The sequence below is a fragment of the Streptomyces sp. Y20 genome (genome assembly GCF_043195475.1).
Taxonomy (GTDB): Bacteria; Actinomycetota; Actinomycetes; order Streptomycetales; family Streptomycetaceae; genus Streptomyces.
This window is the reverse complement of sequence record NZ_JBIDDP010000009.1, coordinates 114,981-129,464: the sequence shown is the minus strand read 5'-3', so window position 1 is coordinate 129,464 and position 14,484 is coordinate 114,981. Positions and strand designations below refer to the sequence as shown.

Below are 14,484 nucleotides of genomic sequence, written 5' to 3'. Positions count from 1 at the left end.
CGGCCCTGCTGCCTCGTCGTGCGCGCGGTGGAGTCCGGGAAACGGAGCTACGCCTTGCGGCCCCACGCCGAGATCATCGGCGCGGTGGCCAGGTCCATGCCGCCCGCTTCGACGTTGGCCAGGTGCTGGTCGATCTCCTCGTCGGTGGCCAGTCCGGCGGCGACCAGCCGGGCGCGGACCTGACGGACCGTAGCGGTCTCCAGGGCGGTGCAAGCGGGTGAGGTCACGGGGAAGTGCGCGTCGGCCTCCACGTCGTGCAGCCCGGCCTCCCGGAGCAGGCGCGGGAGTTTGCGGCCGTACGACAGGTCGGCGCCGCGGTCGGCGAGCAGCTTGCGGAAACCCTGCCGCAGCCGGTTGGCGAGCCGTTGCTCGGGGCCGTGTTCGTCGGGGCAGATCAGGGGCTGGAGGGCGGGGTCGGCGTCCTCGACCAGTAGTCGCCCGCCGGGCCGCAGAGCCTCGATCATGGACCGCAACGCGCGCTCCCGGTCCGGGACATGGACGAGGACCAGCCGGGCGTGGACCAGGTCGAAACCCTCCCCCGGGGGTTCGTCGGCGCCCACGTCGTGGACGTGGACCTCGACCGGCGGACGGGCCGCGGCGGTGAGCCGGGAGGTGTCGATGTCGGTGGCGACGACCTGACCGGCCGGGCCGACCCCCCCGGCGAGCCAGGACACGACGGAGGTGCCGCCGGCACCGACTTCCCAGCAGCGCCAGCCGGACCGGACACCGAGTCCTTCCAGATGCCGGAAGGTCGTGGGGTCGAAGAGGGTGGCGAAGGCGTCGAAGCGCTCGCCTGCCTCGTTCTGCTGATTGTCCAGGAGGTATCGGTCGGGTCGGGTCATGCCACGATCATCCCAGTAATCCGGCTTGTCCGGTTCGACCTGGCTCTGTCCACAGGCGAGCACAAGCGGAACCCCCTATTCCCACAGGCTTTCTCACGCTGTGTGCGGGACTGGCAGACTTGCCGGGCAAGGACACGGAAGCGCTGCGCGGAGATCCACGCGAGGAGATCCAGATGTCGATGGCAGGGAATCTGCGGAAGGTCACCGGGCTGGACCGGGTCGGTGGCCTGCGCAAGGTGGCTCGGCTGGCCCGGCGCCGGCCGCGCGTGGACCTGAGTCATCCCGCCAGGTCGCCGCTGGGTTCGTCGGTGGTCAACTGCGTGACGTACCAGGACGGCGTGCGCGTGCCGGGATGCGGCGACCTGGAGGACGCGGTGCGGCTGGTCCGCAAGAGCGGCGAGGGCTTCGTCTGGCTGGGGCTGCACGAACCGACGGAACGTGAGTTCGCGGGCGTGGCCGAGCTGTTCGACCTGCATCCGCTGGCGGTGGAGGACGCGGTCGAGGCCCATCAGCGTCCCAAGCTGGAGCATTACGGGGACACGCTGTTCGCGGTGTTCAAAACCGTCTGTTACGTGGAGCACGAGCAGCTGACGGCGACCAGCGAGGTGGTGGACACGGGCGAGATCATGCTGTTCGTCGGCGAGGACTTCGTCATCACGGTACGGCACGGCCGCCACGGTTCACTGGGCCCGCTCCGTGAGGAGCTGGAGGCCGACCCGGATCAGCTCGTCAAGGGGCCGGCGGCGGTGCTGCACGCGATCGCCGACCACGTCGTCGACGACTATCTGAACGTCACGGACGCGGTGCAGGCCGACATCGACCAGGTGGAGACGGAGGTGTTCTCGGAGAACGGCGCCCGCCTCGATCCGGGCCGCATCTACCAGATGAAGCGTGAACTGCTGGAACTGAAGCGTGCGGTGGTGCCCCTGGACCGCCCGGTGGAGGATCTGGCCACGCGGCCCATCCGGGTCGTCGCCCCGGAGATACAGGCGTACTTCCGGGATGTGTCGGACCATCTGACACGGGCGAAGGAGCAGATCGCCGCGTTCGACGAACTGCTCAACTCCATCCTCCAGGCGCATCTCGCCCAGGTGACCGTCGCGCAGAACGAGGACATGCGCAAGATCACGGCCTGGGCCGCGGTGGTCGCCGTACCGACGATGGTGTGCGGGGTGTACGGCATGAACTTCCAGCACATGCCGGAGCTTCACTGGCGGTTCGGCTATCCGCTGGTCATGGGCGTGATGGCGGCGGCGTGTCTGGCGCTGTACCGGGGCTTCCGGCGCAACGGCTGGCTCTAGCCGGCGGGGTGCCCGCGTCGCGGCGGGACGCGTCGCCAGGACGAGTCCGGCGCCTGCACGGGTACCTCGCCCGGGCGCGTACGCCGGCCGGGAGCGTATGCCGACCGGGCGGCCACCTCGGCTCGGCGCGCGGGCACGGTCCCGGTGACCGCGCATCCCGATCAGGCACGCCAGGCGGGATGGCGTGGGTCGTCGGTGCGTACGAGGACGTCCGCCGTCCCGGCCGGGTCGGTCTCGGCCTCGTAGCGCGCGAAGGCGGGAAGGGTCCAGTGGTCGGTCTCGGGGGTGCGGCGGCGCAGGGCGCCCGGGGAGAGGAGGAGGTGCACGGTCAGGTCGAAGGGAAACCAGTGGCGTAGCAGGAGGGGGCCGTGGAGCAGCAGGATCGCGCGGGGCGGGAGGTGGACGTACGGGCTGCGGGTGGCCCGGTCGGTGACGGGATCCCACAGGTCGGGCAGGATCCGCCCGCTGCCTCCGGGATCCAGCGGGCCGAAGACCTCCCGCCACAGGGCGCCCGTGTCGAACCATTCGCTGTAGTACGACTCCGCGTCCCGCCGCCCGTGCTCGAGCCGCAGCGAGGCAGGCCGCAGGAAACCCTCGGCGCCGACCACGAGCGAGGGCCGGCCGCGCAGCCGCAGCGCCTCCCCGACACGTTCGGCGAGGTCTCCGGGCCGGGCGGCCGGGGCACCGTCGAAGCCGACCCGCGGCCAGGCCCCTGCGTCGGCCGGTTCCAGACCGGCCAGCCGGTCGGCGAGCAGCTCGGCGAGCCGGTCCCAGGTGATCGCTTCGAGTCGCACACAGCCCATGATGCCGGGTGGCTCCGGGGACCGGTGAGGGCGCCGGCGCCGAGCGGTACCGCGCGGGCGGGTACGGGCTCCGGGCCACCGCCCGTCCGGATGGGCGACAGGGCCGCCTGGAGAACGAGAAGAAGCGGTGACCGGAAGGAAGGGGAAGAAAGGGAAGGCCCGTGCGGGAGGCGCGGGCAGTGGAAGGGAACGTACCGCGTATGGCGTTTCCCGCGACCCCCCACTCCCCCGGCAGGCTTGTCGTCGTCCAGCCGCTGAAACGGAAGCGGTGCGCCGGCTGCCGGCGCGGTCCGCTGTCGCTGCTCGTGCTGGAGGAAGCAGCACCGCGGTGCCTGGACTGTGCCGACCTGGGGCACCTGGTGTTCCTGCCGCGCGGTGACACTGCTCTCACCCGCCGGGCGCGGGAGGAGACTTCGCTGTCGGCGGTCGTGGTGCGGTTCAACCGCCGCAGGAGCCGCTACGAACGGCAGGGCGTGCTCGTGGAGCCGGCGGCGCTGGCCCGGGCCGAGGCCCGTTGCCTGGCGGACGCGGAGGCGCGGCGCCGGAGGCGGGCGCGGGACGCGCGGGGCAGGGCGGTGAAGGACGAGCGGTTCGCTGCGGCGTTCACGGCCGAGATCCTCCGGCTGTTCCCCGGTTGCCCGGGCGAGCGGGCCCGGGCGATCGCGGCCCATGCGTCGGTGCGGGGCAGCGGGCGGGTCGGACGCAGCGCGGCCGGGCGCGTGCTGTCCGAGGGGGCGGTGATATCGGCGGTGGTGGCGGCCGTGCGGCATGGGGACACGCCGTACGACCAGCTGCTGATGAGTGGAGTGGCACGGTACGAGGCACGGCGCCGGATCGCCCCGTCGGTGGAGAACGTGCTGCGGGCGTGGCGGGAGGCCGGGGAGGACACCGGCTGAGGAGGCAGGAGGGTTTGCCGCAGGGTGGGAAGGGCGCCCTCCGGCCGTGGCCGGCCACCGGCCCACGGGATGTGGGGGAGAAGGATGTGATGCCGACGCTGTACCAGCGGCTGGTCGCGTGCCGGGAAAACCCGGCAGAAGGCGCTGTCCGCCCCTCTGCGCGGTGGCCGGTGCGGACGTATCGTGGCCGGAAGAGCAGCGCCTGCCGAGGCACGGCCCGCCGTACATCCGGTGCCTCCGGTGCCCCGTACGCGAGGAAGACGCCCATGGCCGATCCCAAGGGGTTCATGACCACGCCGCGCCAGGAGTGGCCGCGGCGGCCCGTCGAGGAGCGGGTGCGGGACTGGGACGAGGTGTACGTCCCGGGAGCGCTGCTGCCCATCATCAGCAAGCAGGCCGACCGCTGCATGGACTGCGGCGTCCCGTTCTGCCACCACGCCTGCCCGCTGGGGAACCTCATCCCCGAGTGGAACGACCTGGTGTCCCGGGAGGACTGGCGGGACGCGAGTGACCGGCTGCACTCCACGAACAACTTCCCCGAGTTCACAGGACGGTTGTGCCCGGCACCGTGCGAGGCGGGGTGCGTGCTGGCGATCAACCAACCGGCCGTCACGATCAAGAACGTCGAGTGTGCGATCGCGGACCGGGCGTGGGAGGAGGGTTTCACCCCGGCCCGGCCGCCCGAGCGGCTGTCCGGGAAGACGGTCGCCGTCATCGGTTCCGGGCCCACGGGCCTGGCCGCGGCACAGCAGCTGACCCGGGCCGGGCACACGGTGGCGGTGTACGAGAAGGATGACCGGATCGGCGGGCTGATGCGGTACGGCATCCCCGCGTTCAAGATGGAGAAGCTGCATCTGGAGCGGCGGATCGAGCAGATGCGGGCCGAGGGGACGAGGTTCCGTACGTCGACGGTGGTCGGGCGGGACGTTCCGGCGGCGGAGTTGCGGACCCGGTACGACGCGGTGGTGATCGCCACGGGTGCGACGGCGTGGCGGGAACTTGCGGTGCCGGGGCGGGAGTTGAACGGGATACACCAGGCGATGGAGTATCTGCCGCTGGCCAACCGGGTGTGCGAGGGGGATCTGGAGGTCTCGCCGCTGTCGGCCTCCGGCAGGGATGTCGTGATCGTCGGTGGTGGGGACACCGGGGCGGACTGCCTGGGTACCGCGGTGCGGGAGGGCGCCGCGTCCGTGACCCAACTGGACATCTACGCCCAGCCGGGCGCCGAGCGCGACGAGGACACCGAGCCGTGGCCGACGTACCCGAAGACCTATCGGCTGTCGGGCGCGCACGAGGAGGCGCGGGACCTGCGTACGGCGCCTGCGGCGGACGCGGACGCGCGGCTGTTCGCGGCGTCCACGCTCCGCTTCAGCGGGGACGATAAGGGACGGGTGAGGTCGCTGCATCTGGTGGAGGTCGACGAACGGCGGCTCGCGGTGCCGGACACCGAGCGGACGCTCCCCGCCGACCTCGTGCTGCTCGCCCTCGGGTTCACCGGGCCGGACCGGGAGGACGGGCTCATCGAGCAGCTGGGCCTGGCACTGGAGCCGCGCGGCACGATCGCCCGGGACGGCGGCTTCGCGACCCGGGCGCCCGGGGTGTTCGCAGCCGGTGACGCGGCGCGCGGACAGTCGCTCATCGTGTGGGCGATCGCGGAGGGGCGGGCGGTCGCGGCGGCCGTCGACCGTTACCTGACGGGCCGCTCACGGCTTCCCGCGCCGATAGCGCCCACCGACCGGCCGATGGTGGTCTGAGGCGGCGCCCCCGCGGCGCCGCCCGCCGCCCCCACGGCGTCCGGCGGCGAAGTGGCGCACCGGTGGTTCCCGCCGGTGCGGGACGGCCCGCGTGGTGCCGGAGTGGTGCCGGAGTGGTCGAGCGCCGTCACTGCGGGCGATGCGATCCGCGTTCTCGACGGCCGGCCGGGGTCTGTCGTTCGGATCGGGGCGCAGGTGTCGGCGGTGCCCGCCGGCGGGGTTGAGCGGGATCCGGTGCATGTGGCCGCGAAGCGGGGACTCGTGCGCGAGCGCAGCCGAGCGTGAGGAGCGTGCAGGGGTCCTCGACCGATGGCGACGCCGCGGACGCGCGTACCGGCCCCGGCGTCCGCGCATCAGCCGAACGGCAGGTACTAACCGACGCGTTCGTCGGTCCCCGCCACCTTGCCCGTCGCCAGGGCGACCCGGTTCCACGTGTTGATCGTGAGGATCAGGGCGAGGACGTGGCCCAGTTCCTGGTCGTCGAAGTGGGCGGCGGCCTCGGCGTAGACGGCGTCGGGGACGCCTGCGTCGGCGATCCGGGTCACCGCGTCCGTCAGGGCGAGGGCGGCCTGCTCCCTCGCGGTGAAGAAGTGACGGGCCTCGCGCCAGACGGCGGTCATGTGCAACCGGTCCTCGCTCTCGCCGGCCTTGCGGGCGTCGTTGGTGTGCATGTGCAGGCAGTAGGCGCAGTGGTTCAGGTGCGAGGCGCGGACCTGGATCAGTTCGACGAGGGACGGGTCGAGGCCCTCGCGGGCGGCGGCGTCGAAACCTACGAGGGCGCGGAAGGCCTTGGGCGCGGCCTTCCCGAGGTTCAGGCGGGGGCGGGTGGTGCCGGTGGTGGCGGTCTCGGTGGCGGCCGGTGCGGAGGTGGCGCTCGGGTGCGTCGTCATGTGCTCAGGCTACGGACCCTAAAGACCGACGGTAGGGTGCATTTCCATGACGGAATCATGGGTCAATTCCGCGCAGCGCATCGGTGTCGACCTGCATGTGGAGCTGTCGGGGCCGGGGGGCCGCCGGGCGGCGCTGACGCGGGCGCTGCGGGACGCCGTGCGCAGCGGGCGGCTGGCTCCGGAGACCCGGCTGCCGCCGTACCGCTCGCTCGCCGCGGACCTGGGCGTGGCCCGGAACACGGTGGCCGACGCGTACGCCGAACTGGTGGCCGAGGGCTGGCTGACCGCCCGGCAGGGTTCCGGGACGAGAGTCGCCAGGGGTGTGGCCTCACCGCGTTCCGGCCGGCGCGAGAGCGCCGTGCCGCAGCGACATGCCGCGGCCCACGCGACCGAGAAGGCGCCTCCACGCGCGCGTGGGCCGCGGCACGACCTGCGGCAGGGCACGCCGGATGCGTCGGCCTTCCCGCGTGCGGCCTGGGCGGCCTCCTACCGCCGGGCACTGCTGGCGGCGCCGAGCGAGGCGTTCGGGCCGGGTGACCCCGCCGGGCGCCGGGAGCTGCGGGAGGCGCTGACGGAATACCTGGCTCGCGCGCGGGGGGTGCGCACCGAGCCGGACCGGATCGTGGTCTGCTCGGGCTTCGGGCATGCCCTTCGGCTGCTGTTCGCCGGCAACAGGCCGGGCACGCCGGACAGCCCGGACGGGCCCGGCGGCCTTGGCAGGCCCGGCGGGCCCGGCAGGCCGGGTGCCGGTGGCGTGCTGCGCGGTCCGCTCGGCCTGGAGGCGTACGGGCTGGACTTCCACCGGGGTCTGCTCGCGGCGGCCGGCGTGCGCACCGTGCCGCTGCCGCTGGACGAGGACGGGGCGCGGGTCGAGACGCTCGGACGGGAACGGGCCGTGCTGCTCACGCCCGCGCACCAGTTCCCGACCGGCGGCCCGCTGCACCCCGAACGCCGGGCGACGGTGATCGACTGGGCACGCGCGCGGGACGCGGTGGTGCTGGAGGACGACTACGACGGCGAGTTCCGGTACGACCGCCGGCCCGTCGGCGCGCTCCAGGGCCTCGATCCGGAACGGGTGATCTACATCGGCTCGGTCAGCAAGAGCCTGTCACCGGCGCTGCGGCTGGGCTGGATGGTTCTGCCCCGCCGCTGTGTGGAACCGGTGCTGGCGGCGAAGGGCGAGCGGGAGGGATGGGCGAGCGCGCCGGACCAGCTCGCCCTCGCGGACTTCGTCGCCGGTGGGTCGTACGACCGTCATGTGCGGCGGATGCGGCAGAGGTACCGGCGCCGGCGGGACCGGCTCGTCGCCGCGCTCGCCGCGCACGCGCCGCACATCGAGGTCACCGGTATCGCGGCCGGGCTGCACGCGGTGCTGCGGCTGCCGCCCGGTACGGAGGGGCCCACGGTGAGCGCCGCCGCACGGCAGGGCATCGCCCTCGACGGCCTCGCCGGTTTCCGGCACCCGGACGCGCAGAAGGACATGACGATGGGCGAGGGGCTGGTGGTGGGGTACGCGGCTCCCGCCGAACACGCCTACGGTGCGGCGCTGGAGGCGCTGTGCGGGGTGCTACCGCAGGGATGACGGGCGGGGAGGGGACCCCGGATGCCCCGAGCCGCCACCGAGTCCCATGGGCAGCGCCGGAGTGCGGGGTCGCCCGGTCGGCCGGCTCGCGCGGGAGAGGGGCGGTGGGAAGGCGGGCGCGTCACCGGAGGAGGCCGTGCGGCGGGATCAGGACAGCAGGAAGTCGGCCGCCCCCGCCTTGGCTCCCTCGATGAACGCGGTTATCTCGTCCGTCGTGTAGATCAGCGCGGGCCCGTCGGGGTCGGTGGACTGGCGTACCGCGACCCGGCCGTCGGCCAGCTTCATCGCCTCCAGGCAGTTGCCGCCGTTGCCGCCGCTCCACGGCTTGTGCCACCCCTCGCTGCCCAGCTCCCGCGCCGGCATCCCGTTGTAGACGCGTCCGCGCGGCTTGATGCGGTCCATTCACAGCTCCTTGCGGAGATCCCGGAGGATCTCCTTCGTGCGTCGTGCCGTGGCGGCCTGCGCCGCCATGCGGTCCATGACCTCCAGGTGGGTCGCCACCTCGGTGCGCGCGTCCAGGTAGACGGCGCCGGTCAGGTACTCGCTGTAGACCATGTCGGGCAGTTCCGGCATGGCGAACCGGAACAGGACGAAGGGCCCGTACGTTCCCGGATGCGGCCCGTTGGCGAACGGCGCGACCTGGAGCGTCACATGGGGCAGCTTCGTGGCCTCGAGCAACTTGTCGATCTGCGCGCGCATCACCTCCGGGCCGCCGACCGGGCGGCGCAGGACCGTCTCGTCCATCACCGCCCAGAAACGGGGGGCGTCGGCACGGGTGAGCAGTTCCTGGCGGCGCATGCGCAACGCGACGTGCCGCTCCATGTCGTCCGGGCTCGTCTGGCCCACGGCACCGGATTCCAGCACCGCGCGCGCGTACTCCTCGGTCTGGAGCAGGCCGGGTACGAAGTGCGGATCGTAGGAGCGGATGAGGGCGGCCGCACCCTCCAGGCTGACGTACATCGAGAACCAGCCCGGCAGGATGTCGTGGAACCGCTGCCACCAGCCGGGTCTGTTGGCCTCCTCGGCCAGCCGTACGAAGGCGTCGGCCTCTTCGTCGGGGACGCCGTAGGCCTTCAGCAGCAGTTGCAGGTAGGGGATCTTGAGGCTGACCTCGGCCGTCTCCATGCGGCGGACGGTGGCGGGGGCGACGCGAAGGACGCGGGCGGCCTCCTCGCGTTTGAGGCCGGCGCGTTCCCGCAGGTCCAGGAGGCGCCGGCCGAGGACCACCTGGCCCACGGTCGGCGCGGACCGCGGTTCGCTCACGCTGCCACCTCCACCGAAGGCTCCGGGGCTCCGGGCTCCGGGCTCCGGAGCTCCCGAAAGCTCCACCGAAAAGTTCCTGACAGCCCTACGGCGCCATTCGAAAGTACATTCGAAGACCGGACCGGTTCTCCGACGACCTCAATTGGCGCCGCTCGTGGTGCTGTTGCGAGCAGTGTGCCACGACCACTGACCGAGTCATACAGCACTCTGCAATTTTCAGAGTGACACTTGCCAAGTGTCCGCGGCACGGCGATAGTGACAAGCGTGATTCCGTCCGCGCCTTTAGGAACAGACGCCGCCGCAGACCGCCACGGTCTCGGTGCCGCGGCAGTGGCACACCCTCAGGGGGGCGCCGCCGAGCGCAGGTTCCGCTTCGAGCTGGCCGCCCATCCGGGTTCCGTCGCCCGGGCCAGACGCCTGACGCACGCCCGGTTGTCAGGGTGGTCGGTGTGCGCGGACACCTGCGACGACGCGGCCCTGGTCATGTCCGAGCTGGTCACGAACGCGGTCGTGCACACCGCCAGCAGCCGGGTCGTGTGTGAATTGCACGAGCACGGCGACATGGTGCGCATAGCCGTGCACGACGAGGGCTGTGCCCCTGGTGAACCCCACCCGTCCGCGCAGCGGCCCGACGAGGAGCACGGGAGGGGGTTGCTTCTCGTCGACGCGCTGTGCCGGGCCTGGGGGGCCCAGGGGCACGGCCCCGGACTGCTGGTCTGGGCCGAGCTGACCCACCGGACCGACCCGGCCCCCGACACCGTCGAGCCGCGCGGCGACCTCGGCTGGGGCGCCCGCCCCAAGCCGGGCCGCCCGGACGACTCCGGCGACGACCAGCAGGCCGAGGCCGACGGGCACGGGCCGGAACGGCACCCGCAGAGAGAACCGGAGCAGCACAGGCAGGGGCAGTCACGACCGCACGGGCACGGGGTGCCGGAGCAGCCCGGTCCGGGAGTGTCGCAGCACCGTCCGGGGATGCCGGAGCAGAACCGTCCGGGGATGCCGGAGCAGAACCGGCATCCCGCCGCAGGTCAGCCCTTGCACCGGGCGGCCGAGCAGCACCGGCACCCGACGGCGGACGGGCATCCGCACGTGACCGCGGACCAGCAGCACCGGCCGGGTCAGCGTCCGGATCACCACCGGTACGCGGCACCCGGCCAGCCCCTGCACCACGCCCCCGGCCAGTACCGCCGCGGGGAGCGCGCGTGACCGGCCTCGGTGCGCTCGGCGGCTCCGGCCGGTCCGCCGGCACAGGCGCGGGCCGCGAGGCCGCCGTCGGCCTGGACTCCCTGGTGCGCATGCAGCGTCGCCGGCCGGCCGCGGATCCGGTCCACCGCCTGCAGGTGCCGGACGGCATGACGGTCCCGCTCGGCTGCGACGCCGTGGCCGTCCCCGACCGTCTCGGTCCGCTCGTCGTACCCCTGCTGCCGCGGGTGGGGTGCGTATACACCGACGGTTCCCACTGGTGGTGGATCGTCCCGTCGGACTCCGACTACGCCCTGCCGTGGCCGTACCCGGCGCACTACGCCACCGGTGCCCGGATCAACGGCACCGCGAGGCTCATCCACCGGCCGGAGGGCACGGTTCCGTACACCCCGCCGATCCCGCTCTATCTCGCGCTGTGCCGGGTGACGGGTACGGCCCCGGACTGGTCGCGGGCCGTACCGGCGTGACCGCGGCGCCCGGTGTGCGCCACCACCGCGGTCCCAGGCACCCGTATCCCGTGCCCCCTCCGCGCCCCCCGTACGTCGGTTCGCGCCCTGCCCAGTCGGTGCGCCGGCCGCGATAGTGGCCGTTTCCGGTGGGCGCGGGAGGTCGTGGTGGGGAAGAGACGGGAGGCGGTCCAGCCCGCGGTGTCGGAGTCGGAGCGACTGCTGTTCGGCGGGCCGCTGCGGTACGACATGGGCTGGAACGAACACGCGGACGCCTTCCTGGAGCTGGGCTTCCGGGCGATGATGACCCGGCTGCCGGGCATGCTGGCGTCGAGTCTGCGGCTGGCCCGGCAGGCCGACGCGCGGGCGGCCCGGGTGGTCCTGGCCGCGGAGGTGGGCCAAGGCGCGACCCAGGCGGTGAGCCTGCTGGCGGTGAACAACGCGCTCGGCAAGCTGCTCACCGGGCCGGACATCGGACAGCGGTTGCACTCGGCGGCCCCCGCCCTCGTCGTACTGGCCGGCGTGCTGCTGCTGGCCGCGCTCCTGCGGGCGGCCTCGATCTACGCCACCGGGCGGCTGGAGCCGAAGGTGGAGCGGGTGGCGACCGAGCTGTATCTGGAGCGGGCGGCGAACGTGGAGCTGGCCGCGATCGAGGACCACGCCTTCCACAAGCTGCTGGACACGGCGCAGTACGGCGCGCGGTCCACCCGGCACATGATCGGGCACGGCACCCGGGTGATCAACTCGATCATCTCGCTGGTCGCCGCGGCGGGCGTGCTCACCGTTCTGCATCCGGGGCTGCTGCCGCTGCTGGTCACCATGACCCTGCCCAGCGCCTGGAGCGCGCTGACCAACGCCCGCCGCCGCTACGAGTCCTTCCACACCTGGGTGCAGCACGCGCGGGCCGGCCAGCTGATCGGCAACCTGCTCACCGAGCCGGCCGCCGCGCCCGAGATCCGGGTGCACGGGATGGGACCGTTCCTGCTGCGCCACTTCCGGTCCATGTCGGAGACCGCCGAGGCGGAGCAGGCCCGACTGTCCCGGCTGGCCGCCCGCACCGGTCTGATCGCCGCCGGCTGGACGGGTCTGGCGACCCTCGCGACGTACGCGACGCTGGGCGCGTTGCTGCTGACGGGCGCGATGGCCCTGTCGGTTGCGGGTACGGCGGTGATCGCGGTCCGTACGGGCGCGGCGAGCCTGGACACGCTGGTCCTGGCGGTCAACGAGCTGCACGAGGAGGCGCTGTTCGTGGGCGATCTCCAGCGGCTGTACGTCGAGGCGGCCGAGCGGGCCATCCCCATGGGCGGGGATCCGCTGCCGGAGCACCCGGCGGAGATCCGCTTCGAGAACGTCACCTTCAGCTACCCGCGCGACCCGCAGCAGCCACGGATGCCGGGCGGGCGTGCGGAGGACACCGGTGAGCGGAGCGCCTCGCGCCCCGTCCTGGACGACGTCACCCTCACCCTGCCCCTCGGGCGGATCATCGCGCTCGTCGGCGAGAACGGCTCGGGCAAGACCACGCTCGTCAAGTTGCTCGCGGGCCTGTACACGCCGGACCGGGGCCGGATCCTGTGGGACGGCGTCGATGCCGCGCGGGCCGACCGGCGGCTGCTCGCCGAGCGCGTCGCGATGGTGGCACAGGACTTCAAGCGCTGGCCGTTCACCGCCAGGGTCAACGTGGCCGTCGGCCGCTCCGGCGCGCCCATGACGGAGGAACGGCTGGCCGTGTCGGTCGCCGAGGCGGGGGCCGCGGACGTGGTCGCTGATCTGCCGCGCGGCCTGGACACCTTGCTGGCCCGGAACTTCAGCGGCGGTCACGAGCTGTCCGGCGGCCAGTGGCAGCGGCTCGGCATCGCCCGGGCCGCGTACCGGCGCGGGAGCATCCTGATCGTGGACGAGCCGACGGCGGCGCTGGACGCGCGGGCCGAGCTGGAGGTGTTCGAGAAGATCCGGGCGCTGGCGGGTGGCGGGCAGACGGTGGTCCTGATCACCCATCGGCTGGCGTCGGTCCGGCACGCCGACCTGGTGCACGTGCTGGAGCACGGCCGTCTGGTGGAGTCCGGCACTCCGGAGCAGCTGCTGGCCAGGGGCGGTGTGTACGCCGAGCTGTACAGGCTCCAGGCGGAGCAGTTCACGGCGAAGGCGGCGGCACCGCGGAAGGTACCGGCGCCGAAGCCGGCCTGAACCGTTCCCACCCGGACCGCGCCCCCCTGAGCCGCGGCGGCCCGAGCCGGTCCGGCCGGGGCCGGCGGGCGATCCGGCGCCGGCTCACCGGCTCACTCGCTGACCTCGCTCCCCCGGACGATGACCAGGAACGTGTCCGTGGCGAGATCCATGACGACCTCCGCGGCCAGCCCCTCCAGACGTCGTGCGTGCGCGAACTCCTCCGCGGGCCAGGATCCCCGCGGACCACCGGCGGAAAAGCGCTCGAGCACCGTTCGCCCGTTCACCATCTCGCACCTCCAGAAAGCGTCGTTCGTGTAGGAGTTAACGCTCTGGAGAGGGGAAAGGCCTCGCTCAGTGACGCGACTGATACCTTCTCGACACCTGGTCGGCGCGGACCGTGAGGATCCGTTCACCTTGTGACACGAACAGGACCATGAGTGTTCCGGTTCCGGGGATGCGGCGGGGCCGTCCGTGTCGCAGGCCGGGCTGGTCGTCATCAGCCCTGCTCGTCGTCATCGGCCGTGGTATCAGTCGTGCTCGTCGTCATCGGCCGTACTCGTCGTCATGAGTCGTACTCGTCGTCATGAGTCGTACTCGTCGTGGAGGCGCAGGCGGTCACTGCCGGCGGGGCTGCGGCCGAGCGCCGTCAGATCGAGCAGGCCGGTGGTGGTGCCGAGTCCGTCCAGTCCGCCGTCGTACACCGAGTACGTGTGGAAGACCCGGTCGTGGTCGCGGAGGAAGCAGCTGAGTCCCGGGCGCTCGACCAGCTCCCCGTCCGACTCGACGGTGGCCTCGAAGTCACGGTTGAAGTCGCGGCCGGGGTCGTGGCCGCGGTCCCCCGAGGAGTACCAGGGCACCGTCCAGCCCATCCGGGCCTTGAACGGCAGGATCCGGGTGAACGGCGCCCGGGACACGGCCGCGAAGGAGGTGTTCCGGGCACGCAGATGGGCGAGGTGGCCGACCTGGTCCAGGAAGGCCGCGCAGCACGGGCAGCCGCTCGTCCACTCCGGCGCGAACGCGAAGTGGTGGACGACGAGCTGGGCGCGCCCCTGGAAGAGGTCGAAGAGAGTGGCCTTGCCGTCGCCACCCTCGAAGACGTACTCCGCGTCGACCTCGGTCATGGGCAGCCGCCGCCGCTCGGCGCCGAGGACCTCACGGGCCCGGCTGACCGCCTCCTCCTTGCGCAGCAACTCCTCGCGCGCCGCGCGCCACTGCTCACGCGAGACGATCTCCGGAAGCGACATGGGCCCTCCTGTCCGACGGTCGGTTCGGGGTGGTGACCGTCGGGGGGAGCGGAACTCATCGTCCGGTGCGGAGCGTTTTTCGGCCAGTCTCGTC

The 14,484-nt window shown here is 72.8% G+C and carries 14 protein-coding genes; 7 read left to right on the top strand and 7 right to left on the bottom strand.

Features of this window, described 5'->3' with window-relative positions:
- Positions 1 to 47: 47 nt before the first annotated feature.
- Entirely contained in the window at positions 48 to 842 is a 795-nt protein-coding gene (locus tag ACGFT1_RS23240) for a methyltransferase (RefSeq protein ID WP_373910866.1), read from the bottom strand.
- Positions 843 to 1,015: 173 nt separating this feature from the next.
- Here ACGFT1_RS23240 and corA point away from each other — a divergent pair, with 173 nt between their 5' ends.
- Positions 1,016 to 2,143, top strand: a complete 1,128-nt coding sequence (corA, locus tag ACGFT1_RS23235; RefSeq protein WP_373910865.1) for a magnesium/cobalt transporter CorA — start codon at positions 1,016 to 1,018, stop codon at positions 2,141 to 2,143.
- Positions 2,144 to 2,304: 161 nt separating this feature from the next.
- On the opposite strand, the gene ACGFT1_RS23230 is transcribed toward corA, so the two are convergent.
- Positions 2,305 to 2,937, bottom strand: a complete 633-nt coding sequence (locus ACGFT1_RS23230) for a uridine kinase (protein ID WP_373910864.1) — start codon at positions 2,935 to 2,937, stop codon at positions 2,305 to 2,307.
- Positions 2,938 to 3,146: 209 nt separating this feature from the next.
- Between ACGFT1_RS23230 and ACGFT1_RS23225 the strand changes: the two genes are divergently transcribed.
- Entirely contained in the window at positions 3,147 to 3,842 is a 696-nt protein-coding gene (locus tag ACGFT1_RS23225) for a DUF2293 domain-containing protein (RefSeq protein WP_373910863.1), read from the top strand.
- Between the two features lie 266 nt (positions 3,843 to 4,108).
- The gene (locus tag ACGFT1_RS23220; protein WP_373910862.1) at positions 4,109 to 5,596 is read left to right on the top strand and encodes a glutamate synthase subunit beta; all 1,488 of its coding nucleotides are present in this window, start codon (positions 4,109 to 4,111) and stop codon (positions 5,594 to 5,596) included.
- Positions 5,597 to 5,967: 371 nt separating this feature from the next.
- On the opposite strand, the gene ACGFT1_RS23215 is transcribed toward ACGFT1_RS23220, so the two are convergent.
- A complete protein-coding gene (locus ACGFT1_RS23215) occupies positions 5,968 to 6,486 on the bottom strand; it encodes a carboxymuconolactone decarboxylase family protein (RefSeq protein ID WP_373910861.1) in 519 nt (172 codons plus the stop codon).
- A 46-nt stretch (positions 6,487 to 6,532) separates the two neighbouring features.
- Between ACGFT1_RS23215 and ACGFT1_RS23210 the strand changes: the two genes are divergently transcribed.
- Entirely contained in the window at positions 6,533 to 8,068 is a 1,536-nt protein-coding gene (locus ACGFT1_RS23210) for a PLP-dependent aminotransferase family protein (RefSeq protein ID WP_373910860.1), read from the top strand.
- Between the two features lie 147 nt (positions 8,069 to 8,215).
- Here the strand turns inward: ACGFT1_RS23210 and ACGFT1_RS23205 are convergent, their stop codons facing one another.
- Complete coding sequence (locus tag ACGFT1_RS23205) at positions 8,216 to 8,470, bottom strand: DUF397 domain-containing protein (protein ID WP_356820910.1); 255 nt, start codon at positions 8,468 to 8,470, stop codon at positions 8,216 to 8,218.
- Positions 8,471 to 9,331, bottom strand: a complete 861-nt coding sequence (locus tag ACGFT1_RS23200) for a helix-turn-helix domain-containing protein (RefSeq protein WP_373910859.1) — start codon at positions 9,329 to 9,331, stop codon at positions 8,471 to 8,473.
- Positions 9,332 to 9,661: 330 nt separating this feature from the next.
- Here ACGFT1_RS23200 and ACGFT1_RS23195 point away from each other — a divergent pair, with 330 nt between their 5' ends.
- From ACGFT1_RS23195 to ACGFT1_RS23185, 3 genes are all read left to right on the top strand, one after another.
- On the top strand, positions 9,662 to 10,537 hold the full coding sequence (locus tag ACGFT1_RS23195) for an ATP-binding protein (protein WP_373910858.1): 876 nt from the start codon (positions 9,662 to 9,664) through the stop codon (positions 10,535 to 10,537).
- Positions 10,538 to 10,626: 89 nt separating this feature from the next.
- Positions 10,627 to 11,001 carry a hypothetical protein gene (locus ACGFT1_RS23190; RefSeq protein ID WP_373911051.1) on the top strand — a complete coding sequence of 125 codons (375 nt, stop codon included), beginning with the start codon at positions 10,627 to 10,629 and terminating at the stop codon, positions 10,999 to 11,001.
- A gap of 147 nt (positions 11,002 to 11,148) precedes the next feature.
- The gene (locus ACGFT1_RS23185) at positions 11,149 to 13,164 is read left to right on the top strand and encodes an ABC transporter ATP-binding protein (protein ID WP_373910857.1); all 2,016 of its coding nucleotides are present in this window, start codon (positions 11,149 to 11,151) and stop codon (positions 13,162 to 13,164) included.
- Between the two features lie 92 nt (positions 13,165 to 13,256).
- On the opposite strand, the gene ACGFT1_RS23180 is transcribed toward ACGFT1_RS23185, so the two are convergent.
- Together ACGFT1_RS23180 and ACGFT1_RS23175 are read right to left on the bottom strand one after the other, a co-directional pair.
- Positions 13,257 to 13,433, bottom strand: coding sequence for a hypothetical protein (locus ACGFT1_RS23180; RefSeq protein ID WP_361984509.1), 177 nt, complete (start codon positions 13,431 to 13,433; stop codon positions 13,257 to 13,259).
- Positions 13,434 to 13,727: 294 nt separating this feature from the next.
- On the bottom strand, positions 13,728 to 14,390 hold the full coding sequence (locus ACGFT1_RS23175) for a DUF899 domain-containing protein (RefSeq protein WP_373910856.1): 663 nt from the start codon (positions 14,388 to 14,390) through the stop codon (positions 13,728 to 13,730).
- Positions 14,391 to 14,484: the final 94 nt, after the last annotated feature.

Bases quoted from the DNA above. Each gene is read 5' to 3' on its own strand.
- ACGFT1_RS23240 (WP_373910866.1), bottom strand. From the start codon at position 842: ATGACCCGACCCGACCGATACCTCCTGGACAATCAGCAGAACGAGGCA.
- corA (WP_373910865.1), top strand. From the start codon at position 1,016: ATGTCGATGGCAGGGAATCTGCGGAAGGTCACCGGGCTGGACCGGGTC.
- ACGFT1_RS23225 (WP_373910863.1), top strand. From the start codon at position 3,147: ATGGCGTTTCCCGCGACCCCCCACTCCCCCGGCAGGCTTGTCGTCGTC.
- ACGFT1_RS23220 (WP_373910862.1), top strand. From the start codon at position 4,109: ATGGCCGATCCCAAGGGGTTCATGACCACGCCGCGCCAGGAGTGGCCG.
- ACGFT1_RS23215 (WP_373910861.1), bottom strand. From the start codon at position 6,486: ATGACGACGCACCCGAGCGCCACCTCCGCACCGGCCGCCACCGAGACC.
- ACGFT1_RS23210 (WP_373910860.1), top strand. From the start codon at position 6,533: ATGACGGAATCATGGGTCAATTCCGCGCAGCGCATCGGTGTCGACCTG.
- ACGFT1_RS23205 (WP_356820910.1), bottom strand. From the start codon at position 8,470: ATGGACCGCATCAAGCCGCGCGGACGCGTCTACAACGGGATGCCGGCG.
- ACGFT1_RS23190 (WP_373911051.1), top strand. From the start codon at position 10,627: ATGCAGCGTCGCCGGCCGGCCGCGGATCCGGTCCACCGCCTGCAGGTG.
- ACGFT1_RS23180 (WP_361984509.1), bottom strand. From the start codon at position 13,433: ATGGTGAACGGGCGAACGGTGCTCGAGCGCTTTTCCGCCGGTGGTCCG.
- ACGFT1_RS23175 (WP_373910856.1), bottom strand. From the start codon at position 14,390: ATGTCGCTTCCGGAGATCGTCTCGCGTGAGCAGTGGCGCGCGGCGCGC.